At 44.9% G+C, this 14233-nt stretch carries 20 protein-coding genes and 1 pseudogene; 4 read left to right on the top strand and 17 right to left on the bottom strand.

The features are described 5' to 3' along the window. Positions 1 to 57: 57 nt before the first annotated feature. From JCM19033_RS15265 to JCM19033_RS23610, 11 genes and pseudogenes are all read right to left on the bottom strand, one after another. The gene (locus JCM19033_RS15265) at positions 58 to 426 is read right to left on the bottom strand and encodes a flagellar protein FliT (RefSeq protein WP_054636923.1); all 369 of its coding nucleotides are present in this window, start codon (positions 424 to 426) and stop codon (positions 58 to 60) included. Next, positions 426 to 824: pseudogene (gene fliS / locus JCM19033_RS22470) on the bottom strand (flagellar export chaperone FliS); the annotation flags it as partial. The gene JCM19033_RS15265 and the pseudogene fliS, both read right to left, overlap by 1 nt. Before the next feature lie 270 nt (positions 825 to 1094). Next, the gene (locus tag JCM19033_RS26155; protein ID WP_269758269.1) at positions 1095 to 1226 is read right to left on the bottom strand and encodes a hypothetical protein; all 132 of its coding nucleotides are present in this window, start codon (positions 1224 to 1226) and stop codon (positions 1095 to 1097) included. Between the two features lie 79 nt (positions 1227 to 1305). Next, positions 1306 to 2082, bottom strand: coding sequence for a flagellar filament capping protein FliD (gene fliD / locus JCM19033_RS15255; RefSeq protein WP_269758273.1), 777 nt, complete (start codon positions 2080 to 2082; stop codon positions 1306 to 1308). A gap of 38 nt (positions 2083 to 2120) precedes the next feature. Further along, on the bottom strand, positions 2121 to 2459 hold the full coding sequence (locus JCM19033_RS26150) for a hypothetical protein (protein WP_054636921.1): 339 nt from the start codon (positions 2457 to 2459) through the stop codon (positions 2121 to 2123). 140 nt (positions 2460 to 2599) lie between these two features. Continuing rightward, positions 2600 to 3112, bottom strand: a complete 513-nt coding sequence (locus JCM19033_RS15245) for a flagellar cap protein FliD N-terminal domain-containing protein (protein ID WP_054636920.1) — start codon at positions 3110 to 3112, stop codon at positions 2600 to 2602. Between the two features lie 146 nt (positions 3113 to 3258). Continuing rightward, on the bottom strand, positions 3259 to 3444 hold the full coding sequence (locus tag JCM19033_RS15240; RefSeq protein ID WP_054636919.1) for a hypothetical protein: 186 nt from the start codon (positions 3442 to 3444) through the stop codon (positions 3259 to 3261). Between the two features lie 384 nt (positions 3445 to 3828). Continuing rightward, positions 3829 to 5253: a methyl-accepting chemotaxis protein gene (locus JCM19033_RS15235; RefSeq protein ID WP_157049911.1), complete on the bottom strand. Its 1425-nt coding sequence runs from the start codon at positions 5251 to 5253 to the stop codon at positions 3829 to 3831. A 14-nt stretch (positions 5254 to 5267) separates the two neighbouring features. Continuing rightward, positions 5268 to 5822: a cache domain-containing protein gene (locus JCM19033_RS15230; RefSeq protein ID WP_054636917.1), complete on the bottom strand. Its 555-nt coding sequence runs from the start codon at positions 5820 to 5822 to the stop codon at positions 5268 to 5270. Between the two features lie 274 nt (positions 5823 to 6096). Continuing rightward, positions 6097 to 6954 (bottom strand): glycoside hydrolase family 16 protein, encoded by an 858-nt coding sequence (locus tag JCM19033_RS15225; protein ID WP_054636916.1) that lies wholly within the window; start codon positions 6952 to 6954, stop codon positions 6097 to 6099. Positions 6955 to 7108: 154 nt separating this feature from the next. After that, complete coding sequence (locus JCM19033_RS23610; protein WP_157049910.1) at positions 7109 to 7255, bottom strand: hypothetical protein; 147 nt, start codon at positions 7253 to 7255, stop codon at positions 7109 to 7111. A gap of 275 nt (positions 7256 to 7530) precedes the next feature. Between JCM19033_RS23610 and JCM19033_RS26145 the strand changes: the two genes are divergently transcribed. The 3 genes from JCM19033_RS26145 to JCM19033_RS23605 all read left to right on the top strand — a co-directional run bounded on the left by JCM19033_RS26145 (position 7531) and on the right by JCM19033_RS23605 (position 8318). Next, on the top strand, positions 7531 to 7827 hold the full coding sequence (locus JCM19033_RS26145) for a hypothetical protein (protein ID WP_054636915.1): 297 nt from the start codon (positions 7531 to 7533) through the stop codon (positions 7825 to 7827). An 11-nt stretch (positions 7828 to 7838) separates the two neighbouring features. After that, a complete protein-coding gene (locus JCM19033_RS26140) occupies positions 7839 to 7991 on the top strand; it encodes a hypothetical protein (RefSeq protein ID WP_269758268.1) in 153 nt (50 codons plus the stop codon). Positions 7992 to 8180: 189 nt separating this feature from the next. Continuing rightward, complete coding sequence (locus tag JCM19033_RS23605) at positions 8181 to 8318, top strand: hypothetical protein (RefSeq protein WP_269758267.1); 138 nt, start codon at positions 8181 to 8183, stop codon at positions 8316 to 8318. A gap of 308 nt (positions 8319 to 8626) precedes the next feature. Here JCM19033_RS23605 and JCM19033_RS15210 read toward each other — a convergent pair whose 3' ends face one another. The 6 genes from JCM19033_RS15210 to JCM19033_RS26120 form a co-directional block, all read right to left on the bottom strand. Next, the gene (locus tag JCM19033_RS15210) at positions 8627 to 10384 is read right to left on the bottom strand and encodes a flagellar hook-associated protein 2 (protein ID WP_054636913.1); all 1758 of its coding nucleotides are present in this window, start codon (positions 10382 to 10384) and stop codon (positions 8627 to 8629) included. Positions 10385 to 10490: 106 nt separating this feature from the next. After that, positions 10491 to 10859, bottom strand: coding sequence for a flagellar protein FlaG (flaG, locus tag JCM19033_RS15205; RefSeq protein ID WP_054636912.1), 369 nt, complete (start codon positions 10857 to 10859; stop codon positions 10491 to 10493). Between the two features lie 104 nt (positions 10860 to 10963). Continuing rightward, the gene (locus JCM19033_RS26135) at positions 10964 to 11554 is read right to left on the bottom strand and encodes a methyl-accepting chemotaxis protein (RefSeq protein WP_269758266.1); all 591 of its coding nucleotides are present in this window, start codon (positions 11552 to 11554) and stop codon (positions 10964 to 10966) included. After that, complete coding sequence (locus JCM19033_RS26130; protein WP_269758265.1) at positions 11551 to 12162, bottom strand: methyl-accepting chemotaxis protein; 612 nt, start codon at positions 12160 to 12162, stop codon at positions 11551 to 11553. Before JCM19033_RS26130 ends, JCM19033_RS26135 begins: the two co-directional genes overlap by 4 nt. Beyond that, on the bottom strand, positions 12129 to 12380 hold the full coding sequence (locus JCM19033_RS26125; RefSeq protein ID WP_269758264.1) for a cache domain-containing protein: 252 nt from the start codon (positions 12378 to 12380) through the stop codon (positions 12129 to 12131). Before JCM19033_RS26125 ends, JCM19033_RS26130 begins: the two co-directional genes overlap by 34 nt. Beyond that, positions 12377 to 12664, bottom strand: a complete 288-nt coding sequence (locus JCM19033_RS26120) for a hypothetical protein (RefSeq protein WP_269758263.1) — start codon at positions 12662 to 12664, stop codon at positions 12377 to 12379. Before JCM19033_RS26120 ends, JCM19033_RS26125 begins: the two co-directional genes overlap by 4 nt. Before the next feature lie 216 nt (positions 12665 to 12880). Between JCM19033_RS26120 and JCM19033_RS15195 the strand changes: the two genes are divergently transcribed. Continuing rightward, on the top strand, positions 12881 to 14218 hold the full coding sequence (locus tag JCM19033_RS15195) for a hypothetical protein (RefSeq protein WP_054636911.1): 1338 nt from the start codon (positions 12881 to 12883) through the stop codon (positions 14216 to 14218). The last annotated feature ends 15 nt before the right edge of the window (positions 14219 to 14233 follow it).

Raw genomic sequence — 14233 nt, 5'->3', positions numbered from 1 at the left:
TGACTGGCACCAAAAAGAGAACTTGGCAGGGGGATCTCTCTGCGCAAGTTCTCTTGACTATCTATTTTTTGCTATCGAAAAACACACCATCAACGGTTGTGCCTCGTATGGATTCTCGTACCTCTGGCCTGTCTTTCTTTTCTTTTTTAACGCTCTGATGTCGGCGCTGATGGCCGATTGGATCTTTTCCATTTGCTCTTCAATTTTTTTATTCATCCCCAGGACTTCCATGCCTAATTTACGTTCTGTTTCAGAAAATGAAGGCTTTTCTCGCAAAATCTCCTTAAGAAGCCGGTCCCTCGATTGTAAATAATCCTCAACCGCTATAATGTACTCATCTCTTTCGTCCAATCCTTTTGGAAGTTCCCTGCTCAGATGATCAGCTAATGTTTTAGTTGCCAAAAATAAGGATTTAATTTTTGACATTAGATTTGCCCGCCTTCATTATGACGATGCTGACGGTCAAGCTTAATGACTTCTTTCCATGTGTCGCGAAAATCAGCAACAAACTGTTCTGCTTCATCAAGTGCCTTCGCATCATTATTAATATTCGCTTCTACCAGCCTGTGGTGAATGAAGTCATACATTTGAAGCATGCTTTGGCCGACCTCACTGTCCGTCTTTAAGGTAACCATCAGCTCACGAATGATGTCCTGTGCCCGGCTGACAAACTTATTTCTGGCTTCTGCATCTCCTTCTTCAATAGCATGCTTTCCTTTTTTGATAAATGTAAGGCAGGCGTTATACAAAAGCATTGTCAACTCACCAGGCGAGGCGGTTTGCAGAGCATTTTGCTTATATTGGTTCGTGGCGCTGGCGCTCGCCGTTTGATTCCCCGCTCTTACCTGGCTGCCTTTCCGCCGGGAAGCTCCCTCACCCCCGGCTGTTGCCACTGTACCAGGGCTTTCGATCACTTTCGTAGCCACCGGAATCCTTCCTATGGCTGCTCCACCCTTGCCGGCTTCGGGCTGACTTTGCCCCTGCCTGCCTGCATTTTTGTACGCTTCGGCCTCCTGCATATTTTTCTTATAAACTGCCTGTGCATTTTGAAAACTCATGTGCCTGTCACCTTCCTTGCAAGCTTCTTTAAAACTTCACACCAACCGGACTGCTTTTGCCCAAGCCCGCTTTTTTATGTAAAATGCTTCCAACCTTTTTTCACGTTCCATCCGTGTGGTCATTGTTCGATTGTCACCAGGCTTTTCCCGTCCACTTTTTCCCTGCATACTCTTTTATGCTTCTTCCATCTTACGACATTTGTCATGATTTCTCTCTATAATTCTTTAAAAGTTTTGTCATTTCCTCTTAATACATGCCAAACATTTGAGAATAAATCATATTAGCCTGATTATTTGCTTGTGCCATTGCCTTTTCCATAGCGGTAAATTGTCTCCAGAAACGTTCTTCTGTCTGCTGCAGACGTCTTTCAAAGTCAGAAATACGCTGATCGATGGACCGGATATTTCTGCCTAACGTAAATTGATGGTTTTGCACTTTTCCGCGCAAACCGCCAGCTCGATCAGCTATTCGATCAATCGATTGCCCTAAAGAGTCACGGAGCCGGCGGCCAATTCCTTGTTCAGCTGCTGTCGGACCGTCTGCTGTAAACAAAGCAAACACCCCGTCTGGATCAGCTTCTATTGCCGCTCTCAGCTTCGTTTCATCAATTTCAAGCTTTCCTCGTTCTGTATAATCCCTGGAAGTGGTAATCCCGATAGTGGCAAGCTGGCGGAATTCCGTATTAAGACTAGAAGTCACACTTCCGTAAATATCTGTTCGGAATCTATCCAAGGCTCCTGAAATCACACGATCATTGCGAATCATTCCACTTTGGGCCCGCTCCTCCCACTTTTCAATTTCACGATCACTCATCGCTTCTTTCTGTTCATCTGTTAAAGGGGGATAGTCCCGATATCTGGTTTCGGTCAGCATCCCGTTTACTTTTTCTAACATCTCATTGTATTCATCAACAAACCCTTTAATGGTCTGAAACACTTTGTCGGTATCAATGGAAGCTGCAAGAGTTACAGGCGGGTCGTCCACTCCGAAAGTATCCCTTAGCGTGAGGGTCATTCCATTGATTGTAAACGTATTATTCGGACGCTCTGTTTCTAGACCGTTTAAGGTAAATACGGCATTCTGCCTCCTTGGGAGCCCGGCTCGCCATCATTTGACAGCTTTAGAGCACGGGTGAAAAAATCTCCTTCAAAAAGAATTTCATTTCCCCCTGGGTTAAAACTTCCGGTTTGCGTCCTGGTTACGGATACTTTATCTGAAAAAGAATCATAAAACACATTGACACCTGCGTTAGACCGGCTGATCTCCTGAAGCACCTGATTCATTGTCTGTCCGTCTCTGACAATAAATGAATTCTTCACTTCTTCTCCATTAGTAGTAAAAGTAGTGATGCTTCCGGTCGTATATCGGCCTTCTCCTTCAGTGATATATTGAACATTCACCTGCGCTCCTCTGCTGACTGTGTCAGCAAAATCAAGCCGCAGCCTTCCGTCTTCCTCTTTCGTTACTAATACTTGCCCACTGGAAAGACTGCCTGCGTCTCCTTCAGTGAAGACCTCATAAGAGCGGCCTCCTATTTTTACTATCGTATCCTCCAGGCATCGGCCTTAATGGCTTCCTTTTCAAAATAAAAGGTTGTCCCTGCTTGATCCACACGCTTTGTTTCTTGATTAAATACTCCCTGCTTCCATTCCATGTCCTCTGACAAAGCTTGAGTGTGTAACGCCTTAGAAGCATCAAGAGTCCCGCCTGAGATAGTATCAGAGCTGTTTTGAGAAGCCGCTGAAGCCAACTGGCTTACTTCTGTGATCCGAAAGGAAGAATTCCCTGCCGTTGAAGCCGCCGTTGCCGTCACACGGCTGTCATCGGAAGAGCTGACTGTCCGAGCAAGCATATTGGCGCTTCTCATCACTGTGTCAAATATATTAGTACGAAAGGTATCAAACATTCGGTTGACTTCACGGTAAGATTCCATCTGCCACTCAATGATCTGCTTTTGCTGAAACATTTTATCCATTGGCATACGTTCTACCCGCATTAAATCCCGAATCATTTGATCAGTGTCCATTCCGGACGCAAAACCTGAAAGTCTCATGGCTCTCCGCTTCTTTCTTTATTTAGTTGTCTGGTTACCGATATGTATTTGTCTGATTTTTATTATTTAATGAAGAACATGCCACCTTCCCATGATGGATCATGCCTTATTTCTTTTATCGTCAATGACACAGCTTTCTTACAGCCTTACCTGAAAAGTTCCATAAAAAGCAGGTCCATAGCACTAATGGAATCTTTTCCATAAATCTTTTCCATAAATCTTTTCCATAAATCTTTTCCATAAATCTTTTCCATAAATCTTTTCCATAAATCTTTTCCATAAATCTTTTCCATAAATCTTTTCCATAAATCTTTTCCATAAATCTTTTCCATAAATCCTTTCCCACCTCTTTCAAGGTGGAGTCGGCGAGTTCTTCAAAGCCAGTCCTCACAACTGCCAACTAATTCCGTGCCGATAATATGAAAAAACCCGCCTGAACATCAGACGGGTTTTGGTGTCGAACAAACAATTTTCTCTAAAAAGATAACAGGATACCATTTTGGCGGCAATTCTCTATATATCTTTTGGGTTTCCTTACATATAGTGTAAACGATAATTCGATCTTTTTTACAAAAAATGTGAAAATTTTATGTCTCCTTCATGTATTTTTTCAGCTTTAGAAGAGTCCCACCTCTCATTCTTGTCCTAACAAAAGAACCGGAACCTCTTCACAGGTGTTTGCTGAAATTTTTTCTAAAGTCTCTTCCAATTTCGTGTTACTGCTGAATTTCCTTTACCTGCTCCTGGACAGCAGCACTTGTTTCATTCAGACGTTCAGAGGCTTCACTCAGCACAGTGAGTCCCCTTACAAGCTCTTCGGTGGATGCAGATATTTCTTCGGCTGCTGCGGCGGTATCCTCACTGACGAGGGATATATTTGAAACCTTTTCAATCGATGCACTCCTTGCCTCATTCATTGCCTTGAGCTGTTCTGCTAACGTCTGAATCAAATTCCCCATTTGATCTATATAACCTGCAATATTCGTAAAGGATTGATCAGTGTCATTCACAGCGGCCACTTGTTCAGATGAAAGCTCCATCGTTTTCTTCATTTCATCCTTCACCTGGAGGCCGCCATCTTGAATGCGCCCTACTGTTTTTTGAATTGTTCCAGTCGCCTCTGTTGATTGCTCGGCAAGTTTTCTCACTTCTTCAGCTACAACAGCAAAGCCTTTTCCATATTCTCCTGCCCTTGCCGCTTCAATGCTCGCATTTAATGCAAGTAGATTTGTCTGCTCAGAAAATCCCTGAATCATATGAACGACATTGACCACTTCCTCCGTCTGCTTCGTAAATGTTTCAACGATGTCATTCATCGTTTGTATGATTTTATCGTTTTCAGAAGACTTCTCTCGAAGCACACCGACCTGAGAGAGACCATCCTTACTCATCACAGCTACCGAGTCCATGAGTTCATTCATATGGTCAGCCAGTTCATTGGATTTTGTAATCTGCACAGAAAGATTCTCAATTTCAGCTTGTACACTGCTTACATCATCTGATTGCTGGACAGCTCTTTTTGCAACTTCAGTAGAAGCTGCCGCTATTTCCTCACTAGAAGCGGTGGATTGCTGAACAGTCGCACTCAGCTCCGCAGCCTCCTGGCTCGATTGCCTGGAGGATAACTCCAGAGAACCTATCAGTTCCTGAAGCATCCGAATCATTTGGTTAAACCCTTGAGTAAGCTGGGCCACCTCATCCTTTCCTCTTACCTTTGCCTGTGCAGAGAAGTCACCATCCATGACCCGCTCCACATCACGTCGCAGGGAAAGAATCGGGGTTGTGATCTGGCGCCCGACAAGATAAGCGATCACAATAGAAATACCAATCGCTGCAACTGAAATAACAACAAATAAATTACGGAGCTCATTTGCCGGTGCTGCTACTTCTGCATCTGAATAAACTGCTGCAACCGTCCAATCAATTCCTTCCACTTCTTCAAAAAAGACCGTGCTTGCTGTCCCTTGGAAATGGGTGGAAACCCGTCCACTTGTATCGTCAGAAGCAGCCAGTTGCTGGACAAAGCTTTCCTCGCCTAAATGAGTGCCCTGAATCGTATCATCTGGATGGGTAACAGCCATCCCATCATTATGTAGTAAAGTAATATAACCGTTATAGCTTATGTCAATGTCTGCCATCATAGCAGACAATTCATCTAAGTAAATATCAACCCGACTACTCCTATGACTCCATCACTGCCTTCTACCGCCTTGGCCGCTGTGATAACCATATCTCCTGAACCAGCATCCTCGTAAGGCTCGGTCCATATGACATCATTAGTCTGTTTGCTGGCGGCGAGATACCATGGCCGGACAGTCGGATCAAAATCATCTGGAAGGTCTATCACAGGCGCGGTGAACATCTCTCCATTTTCCGCTCCGATATATAGAGTGTCAGCCCGTTCATCCAGTTCTACAAAATAAGCAAAATCCTCAGCAATGTCCTCCCACTCTTCACTTTCCTCAGGATCATTTTCCAAAAAAGAAACAATACTCCCATCATTGGCATAGCGGTGAAGCGATAAAGAAAATTGCTCTAAATAGGCTCCCAGAAACCTTTCCACTTCTGTTGTAACCGTTGCGGCTTCCCTCTCTGTAGCAGAGGAAATCTCTTCACTTGTATGAAAGTACATAAAAACAGAAACAGAAATAATAGCAATCGAAACCAGCCCGCTGATCAAGAGGATCAGCTTTGTTTTTAAAGAACGCACGTAATGTTTTCTCCTTTCCTGTTTGAAAAAAATTCCCCCTTATATAAGCCATTCGGATTTCATTGCCCCCTCGCGATTCATTTGAATGACTAATCGTAACCGTTTATATAAAATCCTTGCTCCTTTCTTCCCCTCTGTTCCCGTTAGCTGCGTATACTTCAGCTTTGGACATATTGGTTATATCGACTTTCTTTCTCCATATTTAAACATTTCTTTATCCTAATAAATCCCAGAAGATAAAAAAGCCCTCGCTGCTTTCCAGCAAGAGCTTCTTTTACTTAAAAGGTCCATTTCCATTTTTGAGGCCGTTGCTTCCTCTATTCTGACCAGGATGGGCTTTAGGTTCCTCTTCTGCCTGATTCTCCTCAGAAGTCTTGAGTTCCTGATCATTTTCTTCTGCCGGCGTAAATGAAAAATCAGAAATTACCATTTCTACTGGCTGGTTGTTACTGGGTCCTTTACCTTGAAAGAGCCATAAATTTATATGAACTTTTTCATTTTGGCTGTCAGGGATATCTTCCCCAGAATATGTCCACGTTTGCAGCAGCCTGCCTCCTGTAGCGGCAGACCGGAAAACAATTTCCTCAGGAGTCCAGGTAAAGGAGTGAACCGTCGGCTCAGCAGCTTCCTCCCTAATTGTAAACACGCATTGATTCTCTTCTTTTATATAAGGCTGGACGGTATAGTAGCTATTATGGTTATTTTCCAGTCCCCACTTCGTGAATTCCATATCAATTTCACGGTGCTCTGCTTGAACAGCGTCCTCTGATTGCATATCATATGTAAACAAACCAAGGACAGCATGTTTGTCTATATCAATACTCGAATCGACTTGAAAAGAATATGTGCCGTAGCCCAGTGTCTCGGTTGTTGATACTTCAGAACTGTACCACTGATTGTCCTGGCGGTCGATTTTCATATGCAGCTTGCCTTCGTCATCTACTTTCACGTGATCTCTGGACCAATGGTTAGGACCCGGCCCCCATGTAGATTCACTTCCCGTATGCTTGACATCCCAGGTATAACCGCTGAAATTTACCTTCTCCAAGCTGGCAGCCTCCATTCCTTTTCCTTCACTACATAATAAAGCAGCAGCCAGCACAGCAACACAGCACGATGTAAACTTGTTCAAGTGATTTCCCGCCCCTTTTTTGGATCGTATATAAGTTATTATCGGACCTTTACGCCGGAATATAAAGCTATATTGTAAATAACAGGAAAACATATTTTTCATAGACACACAAAAAAAGAGACTACTACACATAGCCTCCCACCTTGTTTTCAGATTATGAACCTGTTTTCATAGAATCCTTTGTGACAAACCGTTCCTTGTACATTCGCTTTACTTCATCCTCAGACATATGCTGGACGACTTCACCGGGGATGCCTGTCAGACAGATCAGCATCTCTTTCATTTCCCCTGGACATTGCATAGGGGCCACCTCCCATTTGCTTAGCTTTTTCATAAATTCATTATGACCAAGGTTCCACTGTTTTAATCAAATTAAGTCCAAGAGAGTAGTATTCTCTGTTATTTCTAGTTCTCTCAGTAAAATTCCTTTTCATTTTTAAAAAAGAAAGACATTATTACAAAATTCTCGTTAGGCGAAGTCCGAGTCTTTTAAAATACAAGCCGGCCTATCTGAAATAATTATCAGGACGGCAGAATACACATACGTGTAAAACACCTTGCAAAGGAGGGCTTTTCTTGAAAAGAAAACTCCCTTTTTCCCCGCACCTTGTACCGATTGCAGCCGGCTTAGTCATCCTTGTACTGCTTGCAGCTGCCCTGTTGCCTTCTGATGCCAGAAAGGCCGCCAAGACAGTAGAAGAATTTTATGAACTGGAGCAGGAAGCAAAGTTTGCTTCTTCCTGGGAGCTGTTTCATTCCTCCATGCAGGAACATTTCCCAAGAGACAGCTATATATCAGACCGGCCCCATGTTTTTCAAAATCACTTTGATGTAGAAGATTATGAGTTTACAATGAGCAGCCTGAAAAAATAAAAGAATGGCGCATGTTTGCAGATAGTGAGCCTTTGGAAGAGGTATACGAGATTGTGGTCACCAAAAGCTATGTCGGTAAATACGGCCACTTTGACTTTGTCCAGTTTGTCTATGTGACCGAGGAAGAGAGGGAGTGGCGGATACTCTGGGACTATAAAGAATGATAATTCGCGGCCGAGCAAAGTGACGCTGGCTGGAATTCAGTAGGTGGTGGGTGAGTGGGCAGACGTTGCACCCGATTCGGGCAGTCGCGGACTTGATTGGGGCGATGTGAAACCTCATTTCGGGCAGTCGCGGACTTAATTGGGTCGATGCGGAACCTCATTCGGGCAGTCGCAGACTTGATTGGGCCGATGCGGAACCTCATTCGGGCAGTCGCGGACTTAATTGGGCCGATGCGGAACCTGATTCGGGCAGTCGCAGACTTGATTGGGCCGACGAGGAACCTCATTCGGGCAGTCGCAGACTTGATTGGGCCGATTTTCGAATGAATTGGGTCAAAACTCCCGATAATTGGGTCAAACTTCACCATAATTGGGTCAAAATCGCCGGTAATTGGGTCAAACTGCACTATAATTGGGTCAAACTTCACCACATTTGGGTCAAACACGTATTTCCCCGCCGAAACTGGAAACTACTGGATTACAAAGCCAGCCATTAGCCGTGCGGTGGCCAAAGGGGAAATGCCCGTTCAATAGCACAACACCTTCCCCTTCACAAAAAACCTGTGGCCAGCTTTTCACGCCACAGGTTTTTACTATATATACTCCTTACATCCCCATGCCGCCCATTTGCGACATTAACTGTTCCATCTGGGCATTCGCCTGCGCCATGGCCTGTTCCATCCTGGTAAACTGAGCCAGTACCGCTGTTCAGTCTGCTGCATCCGTCGCTCAAAGTTTGTCATCCGGTCATTCATTTGATCAATTTCACGACCGATTGTAAACTGCTGGTTTGATGCGGCAGAGGCTCCACCGGCACGCTGCGACACCTGTTCAATGGTGCCTTGAAGAGTCTCTCTCAAGCGCCGGGCCGCCCCTTTTTCCTCATATGTATCACCGTTCGCTGCAAAGATTTGAAACACACCTTCTGCATCTTGAGCAATCGCTTCCCGAAGCTTTTCTTCATCCACTTCAAGCCTGCCCCTGTCCTGATAATTTGAGGTCGTCGTAATGCCAAGCTCCGTCAAATGAGAAAAGGTCCCCTGATCTGTCTCCATAGATCCGTACATATCCTGACGCATCCGGTCCAGGGCGCCCGAGAGCATGCGGTCATTTCGCAGCATCCCGCTTTCCGCCCGCTCATCCCACATTTCTTGTTCTCTCTCAGACATTTCCCTGCGCTGCTCGTCAGTTAATGGCGGATAGTCCCGGTACCTTTCCTCCGAGACCTTTCCATCCACAAGTTCGATCAGTGCATTGTACTCGTCCACAAACTCTATCACCTGGTCGAAAACCTGCTCTGTATCAGTCGAGACACCCAGCATGACAGATCCTTCCGTAAACGTATCATGGAGTGTAATATTTACCCCGTCAATGGTAAAGGAATTGGAAGTCCGTTCCGTTTCCAGACCATTTATCGTAAATTGAGCATTGTCCCCGCCACTTTCGTTACTCTCATCCAAATGGAGCACATCACGTAGAAAGCCGTCAGAGAATTTGATTTCTGCGTGTTCAGCGGTTCTTGCTTCCTCACCTTCCCGGGCTTCGTTATACTGCCCCGTATCACTGCGGGTCAACGCCACCCGGCCAGAAAATTCATCATAAAAGGCGTTAACGCCCAGGCTGGAACGATTAATGTCACCAAGCACCTGGTGTAAGCTGTCTGTGCCCGCAAATTCAAAGGTCTCTGTTACCTCCTCTCCTTCACTGTCATACGTCGTCGCATCAAAGGAAAAGACATGGGATTGATACGTTACCTCAAGACTCTCTCCCCCTTCAAATGATTCATGAAATTGAAGAGTGCCCGTCTCAGCATCAACCAAAACACTGCCTTCGCTTAACTCTTCTTCCGAAGTGACTACACTGAATCCTGGTACCTCTACACTGTCCGGGTCAATTGCACCACTTTCCAGTACGGCTATACCGCTGTCCTCGTTCACCTGTATCGTTTCCTGATGCCCCTTCGTCTCCCAGTTCATTCCTTCATGGGTGCTGAGCTGGCTCCATAAGGAAGCATCCCCGTCCAGTCTGCCTTCTGCTCCGAGAATCTCATCACTGCTGACATTGCTTGCCGCTGAAGCAAGGCGGTCAACTCTTGAAAGTGTATAGGAGCCTTCACCAGATGATGCTGATCCTGAAGCCGTTACCTTGCTTTCGTCTGTACTGCTTACCGTTGTTGCTGCCATATTTGACCTTCGCATGATTCCATCAAAGGTCGTTGTCCGAAAATCAGCAAACTGCCGGTTCACTTCCCGGTAGGCATCCTGCTGCCACAGAAGCAGCTGGCGGTCTTGTTCCATCCGGTTTAATGGCTCCCGCTCGGCTCTCATTAAGTCTGAAACCATTTGATTTATGTCCATGCCCGAGGCAAAGCCAGTCATTCTCATATCACTCATGTTTGATCCCCCATGTTTTTTAAAAGTGAATTCTTATGGTGGTAAAAAGAAAAAGGACAGAGAATGTTCTCTTGTCCTTTTTCTGTTGTTACATCTATAAACAGGTCTACACTTTCTTATCGACAATAAGTCCTACATGCTCAAGCATGGCTGCAACGATATCCAGAAACTTTTCCGGAGGGATTTCCCGTACCACTTCCTCCGTGTTTCGATCCACCACCTGGACATATGTCCTTTCCAGCTTGTCATGAACATTGAACTTCAAAGCCGTTGCATTCACATCGAGCATCTGATTTAACCCGTTCACTTCCTGCAACAGCTTCTCACGATCCAAAGAAGTGGTCTTGCGCTGGTCTTCTGTACCATGCTTTTCCTCTGTAGCGGCCTTCTCGTGCTGACTGGTTGATTGTGTGTAGTGGCGAGAGGAATGAGTTACTTCTTGAACTCCTGGTATGCCTGTCCCTTTTATTTCCATAAGAATTCACCCTCCGATTTTTTCACCTGATTCTTTTATCGGTCAAAAGAGGGGATTGTTAAAGGGTTCTGCCATTTTTTCTACCTGCACCCAGAACGGCTCTTCTATAACTTAAATGTTTTCACGGAGTCCTGAAGCTCCTCAGCCATTTCTGCAAGTGTTGTGGCAGCAGTGGTAATTTCCTGCATGGATGCATTCTGCTCTTCCGCTGAGGCTGCCACCTCCTGCGTATAACCAGATGAATCCTCAGCCACCTTGGCCGTTTCCTGTACCGATGAGGACATGGTTTCTGTGCTCGCGGATATTTGCTGAACAGCTGCCGATACTTCCTCCATTTGTGTACTGACAAATTGGATCGCTTCTGAAATGTCTTTAAAAGAACTGCCTGCCCGGTTCACATGATCAGAGCCTTCATTAACGGCCTGTTTGCCTTCGGACATAGACTCTACAGACTTTTGTATATCCTTTTGGATCTCCTGAATCATTTCACTAATTTGTTTTGACGATTCACCTGACTGTTCTGCAAGCTTCCTCACCTCTTCAGCTACTACTGCAAACCCCTTTCCATGCTCTCCAGCTCTTGCTGCTTCAATCGCTGCGTTAAGAGCTAAAAGGTTTGTCTGGTCAGAGATAGCAGTAATAAGAGAAACGATATCGCCGATTTTCTTAGATTTTTCACCTAACTGATCAATCATTGAGGAGGTATCATTTGTCTTTTCAAAATGAATTTCATTTGGCTTACAGATTGTTCTATGACTTCTCTTCCGTGCTCTGCTTTCGAAGAAGCCTGCTGGGAGGAGTCATTGATCTCCTGGATATTGCCTGCAATTTGCTTCATGCCTGTTGAAATTTCCATCACGACATCATTTGTTGAATTCGCACTGGCCAGCTGTTCTTCTGCCCCCGCTGCCATTTCTTGAATGGAACTTGAGATTTCTTCCGTGGCAGCATTGGTTTCCTGGGCGCTGGCACTTAATTGCTCAGAAGAAGCTGCCACCTGCTGTGAACTTTCTGTAACCTGAGAGACGAGTTGACGAAGACTTTCTTTCATAGTGTTGTAGCTTCGGGCTAACGAACCAATTTCATCTTTCGAAGTGTCCGACAACGCAGTCGTGAAATCGCCCTCTCCGGCAGAGGCAAGAGCTTCGGAAACCCCTGATAACCGTTTCGTAATACGTCTCGAAAATAAAAGCACAGCCCCTGCTGAAACAAGAGTTCCTGCTACTAAGACAAGTAAAAATACAATGGTAGATTGGCCGATAATTTCATCTAATATTTCCTGTGATGCTCCGACATACCACATTCCGATGGTTTCCCCTTCTGCATCGTATAGTGCTGATAGGCCGTTTGATAGGTAACTCCCGCAACATCAGCTGGACCTGTATATACGCTTCCTTCTTCCAGTACTGTGTGTGCAACTTCCTGGGAAGCCTGGGTCCCCACCGCTCTTTCACCGTTATTTATTACATTCGTCGTTACACGTGTGTCTTCCAGGAAAATTGTCACCGTACCATCTGTCATTTCCCCAACTTCGTCAACCAGGTCGAAATTATTGGAAATTTCAACGTCACCTTTAAAGAGGACGCCATCCTCAACCTGCCACGGACCCGGTACTGGGCGTCAATATAGCTGTATCCCAAAGCAAGATCTGACTGGGCCTTTTCCACAGCTGTTCTTTCAATTCCGTTTGTAATTTGACCTTGCACAACAAATCCGATCACCGTAGAAAAACAAAGCAAAATCGCAACAATTAATACATTAAGTTTCGTTCCAAGCTTTAGTTTATCAATAAAACTTTTCACCACTGTTCACCCTTCTTTACTCATATTTATGGAAGTAGGCACAACGAACCAAATCCTGCCAATATAAATAATATCGTTTCGTTTTGATTATTGTTAATAGAGTACACGAATATTTATAGCTACAGAATTCTTTTATAGGTACATAGGTGTAATTATTTGCATCCACCTTTCTTTTTTGTATAATTTACCTAGTACATAAGTCATAAAAGGAGGGGTCAGATGAAAAGGTATTGGATGATGTATGTATATTTACTATTTGCTTTGTCTGCGTGTGGTACGCAACCTTCAGCTTCTGAATCTGGGGCAACGGCAGAAGATACAACGGCGCAAGAGGAAAACACGGGCAGCCATGAGGAGACAGAAACCGAGCAAAATGAAGAGATAGAAAGCAATACAGAAAGTGAAGAAGCATCGCAAGCCGGCAATTCACCAGAGTCACAGGAGAATAATCAACAACTAACAGAGGATGAAGATAAGAGACAACAGGTCTTCCAGGACGGTACATATGAAAGAATCAGCCATACAAGTGGTGGTCTTTTAGATATTCAGGATAGCGGTGACCACGCTTTTTCTTTTGAGATTAACGTCTCAGAGGGAGCAAATGTAGGCCACCTTTCCGGAAATGCAAAGATGAATGAAGACTTTCAGGCTACATATCAAGGACCTGACAGCTGTTCCTTAACCTTTGAGTGGAAAGATTCCAACATTCTCGTCTCATCGAGTGATGATTGCAAATACTACTCCGGAAACGGGGTGACATTCGACGGAGTGTTTTACGGGGAAGGTCATGCAGCAGAAATCGAGCCTGATACGCTCTCCTCCCTTGGGCTGCTCACAGACGAACAGGAAGACCTTTTTAAAGCCATGGTCGGTGACGATTATGAATTATTTTTATCTACCTTTCACCTGATCCAAGAAGAGGAGATCATTGATTCATTCGAGGGAGAGGCTTACTCTGCGAAGGTTCAAGGCCTGCCTGGCATGATGGAAGGGATCCTGATGCATGGCCACGGAGATGCCTTGTGGGCAGCGATTATTGATGAGGAAAAAGTGAAATATTACTCCAATAATGAAATTATGGTACCAGAAACAATTGAAGAATGGGCCAAAGAATTCACTGAATTCAGCCACGTTCTCATGCCTGAAGAACTCCCATTTGAACAAAGGGGCACCCTTCCAACTTCAGAAGAAGAACAAGCAGCAGAGGTACCAACAGAGGAAGCCTCTGAAGAAGAAGTCCCAGCAGAACAAGAGCCTGCTGCTTCCTGGGAAGGAGAATGGCTTGTTGATGGAAGCTCTGACATCGGCGGATCTCTTACTATTTACAATGAGGACGACACAGGCTTTTCCTTTGACCTCCATGTGTCTAACACCCATGCAGGCTCAGTGGAAGGCTATGCGGTAAAAGACGGCAGCGCAGCACTTCAAAGCGCGGATGAGATTGGATGCCAAATGTCGTTTGTAAAAGAAGGCAACTCCATTACCACTACGGAAGGGTCGGAATGCTGGCAATGGAGCGGCGCCGGCATCCATTTGAACCATACCTTTGTAAAATAAAAATAAGAAAAGACC

It is taken from the genome of Thalassobacillus sp. C254, assembly GCF_001310615.1.
The sequence above is the reverse complement of the archived record's forward strand: the minus strand, read 5'-3'. Positions and strand labels throughout refer to the sequence as shown.

Coding starts and splice junctions, on each gene's coding strand:
- JCM19033_RS23610 (WP_157049910.1), bottom strand. CDS start 7,255: ATGCAATGTCCAGGGGAAATGAAAGAGATGCTGATCTGTCTGACAGGC.
- JCM19033_RS26140 (WP_269758268.1), top strand. CDS start 7,839: ATGTTTGCAGATAGTGAGCCTTTGGAAGAGGTATACGAGATTGTGGTC.
- JCM19033_RS26130 (WP_269758265.1), bottom strand. CDS start 12,162: ATGTGGTATGTCGGAGCATCACAGGAAATATTAGATGAAATTATCGGC.
- JCM19033_RS15235 (WP_157049911.1), bottom strand. CDS start 5,253: ATGATGGCAGACATTGACATAAGCTATAACGGTTATATTACTTTACTA.
- JCM19033_RS26155 (WP_269758269.1), bottom strand. CDS start 1,226: ATGCAGGGAAAAAGTGGACGGGAAAAGCCTGGTGACAATCGAACAATG.
- JCM19033_RS26135 (WP_269758266.1), bottom strand. CDS start 11,554: ATGATTGATCAGTTAGGTGAAAAATCTAAGAAAATCGGCGATATCGTT.
- JCM19033_RS15210 (WP_054636913.1), bottom strand. CDS start 10,384: ATGAGTGATATGAGAATGACTGGCTTTGCCTCGGGCATGGACATAAAT.
- JCM19033_RS15240 (WP_054636919.1), bottom strand. CDS start 3,444: ATGGAAAAGATTTATGGAAAAGATTTATGGAAAAGATTTATGGAAAAG.
- JCM19033_RS15265 (WP_054636923.1), bottom strand. CDS start 426: ATGTCAAAAATTAAATCCTTATTTTTGGCAACTAAAACATTAGCTGAT.
- flaG (WP_054636912.1), bottom strand. CDS start 10,859: ATGGAAATAAAAGGGACAGGCATACCAGGAGTTCAAGAAGTAACTCAT.
- JCM19033_RS15195 (WP_054636911.1), top strand. CDS start 12,881: ATGAAAAGGTATTGGATGATGTATGTATATTTACTATTTGCTTTGTCT.
- JCM19033_RS15245 (WP_054636920.1), bottom strand. CDS start 3,112: ATGAGACTTTCAGGTTTTGCGTCCGGAATGGACACTGATCAAATGATT.
- JCM19033_RS23605 (WP_269758267.1), top strand. CDS start 8,181: ATGCGGAACCTCATTCGGGCAGTCGCGGACTTAATTGGGCCGATGCGG.
- JCM19033_RS26125 (WP_269758264.1), bottom strand. CDS start 12,380: ATGACAGATGGTACGGTGACAATTTTCCTGGAAGACACACGTGTAACG.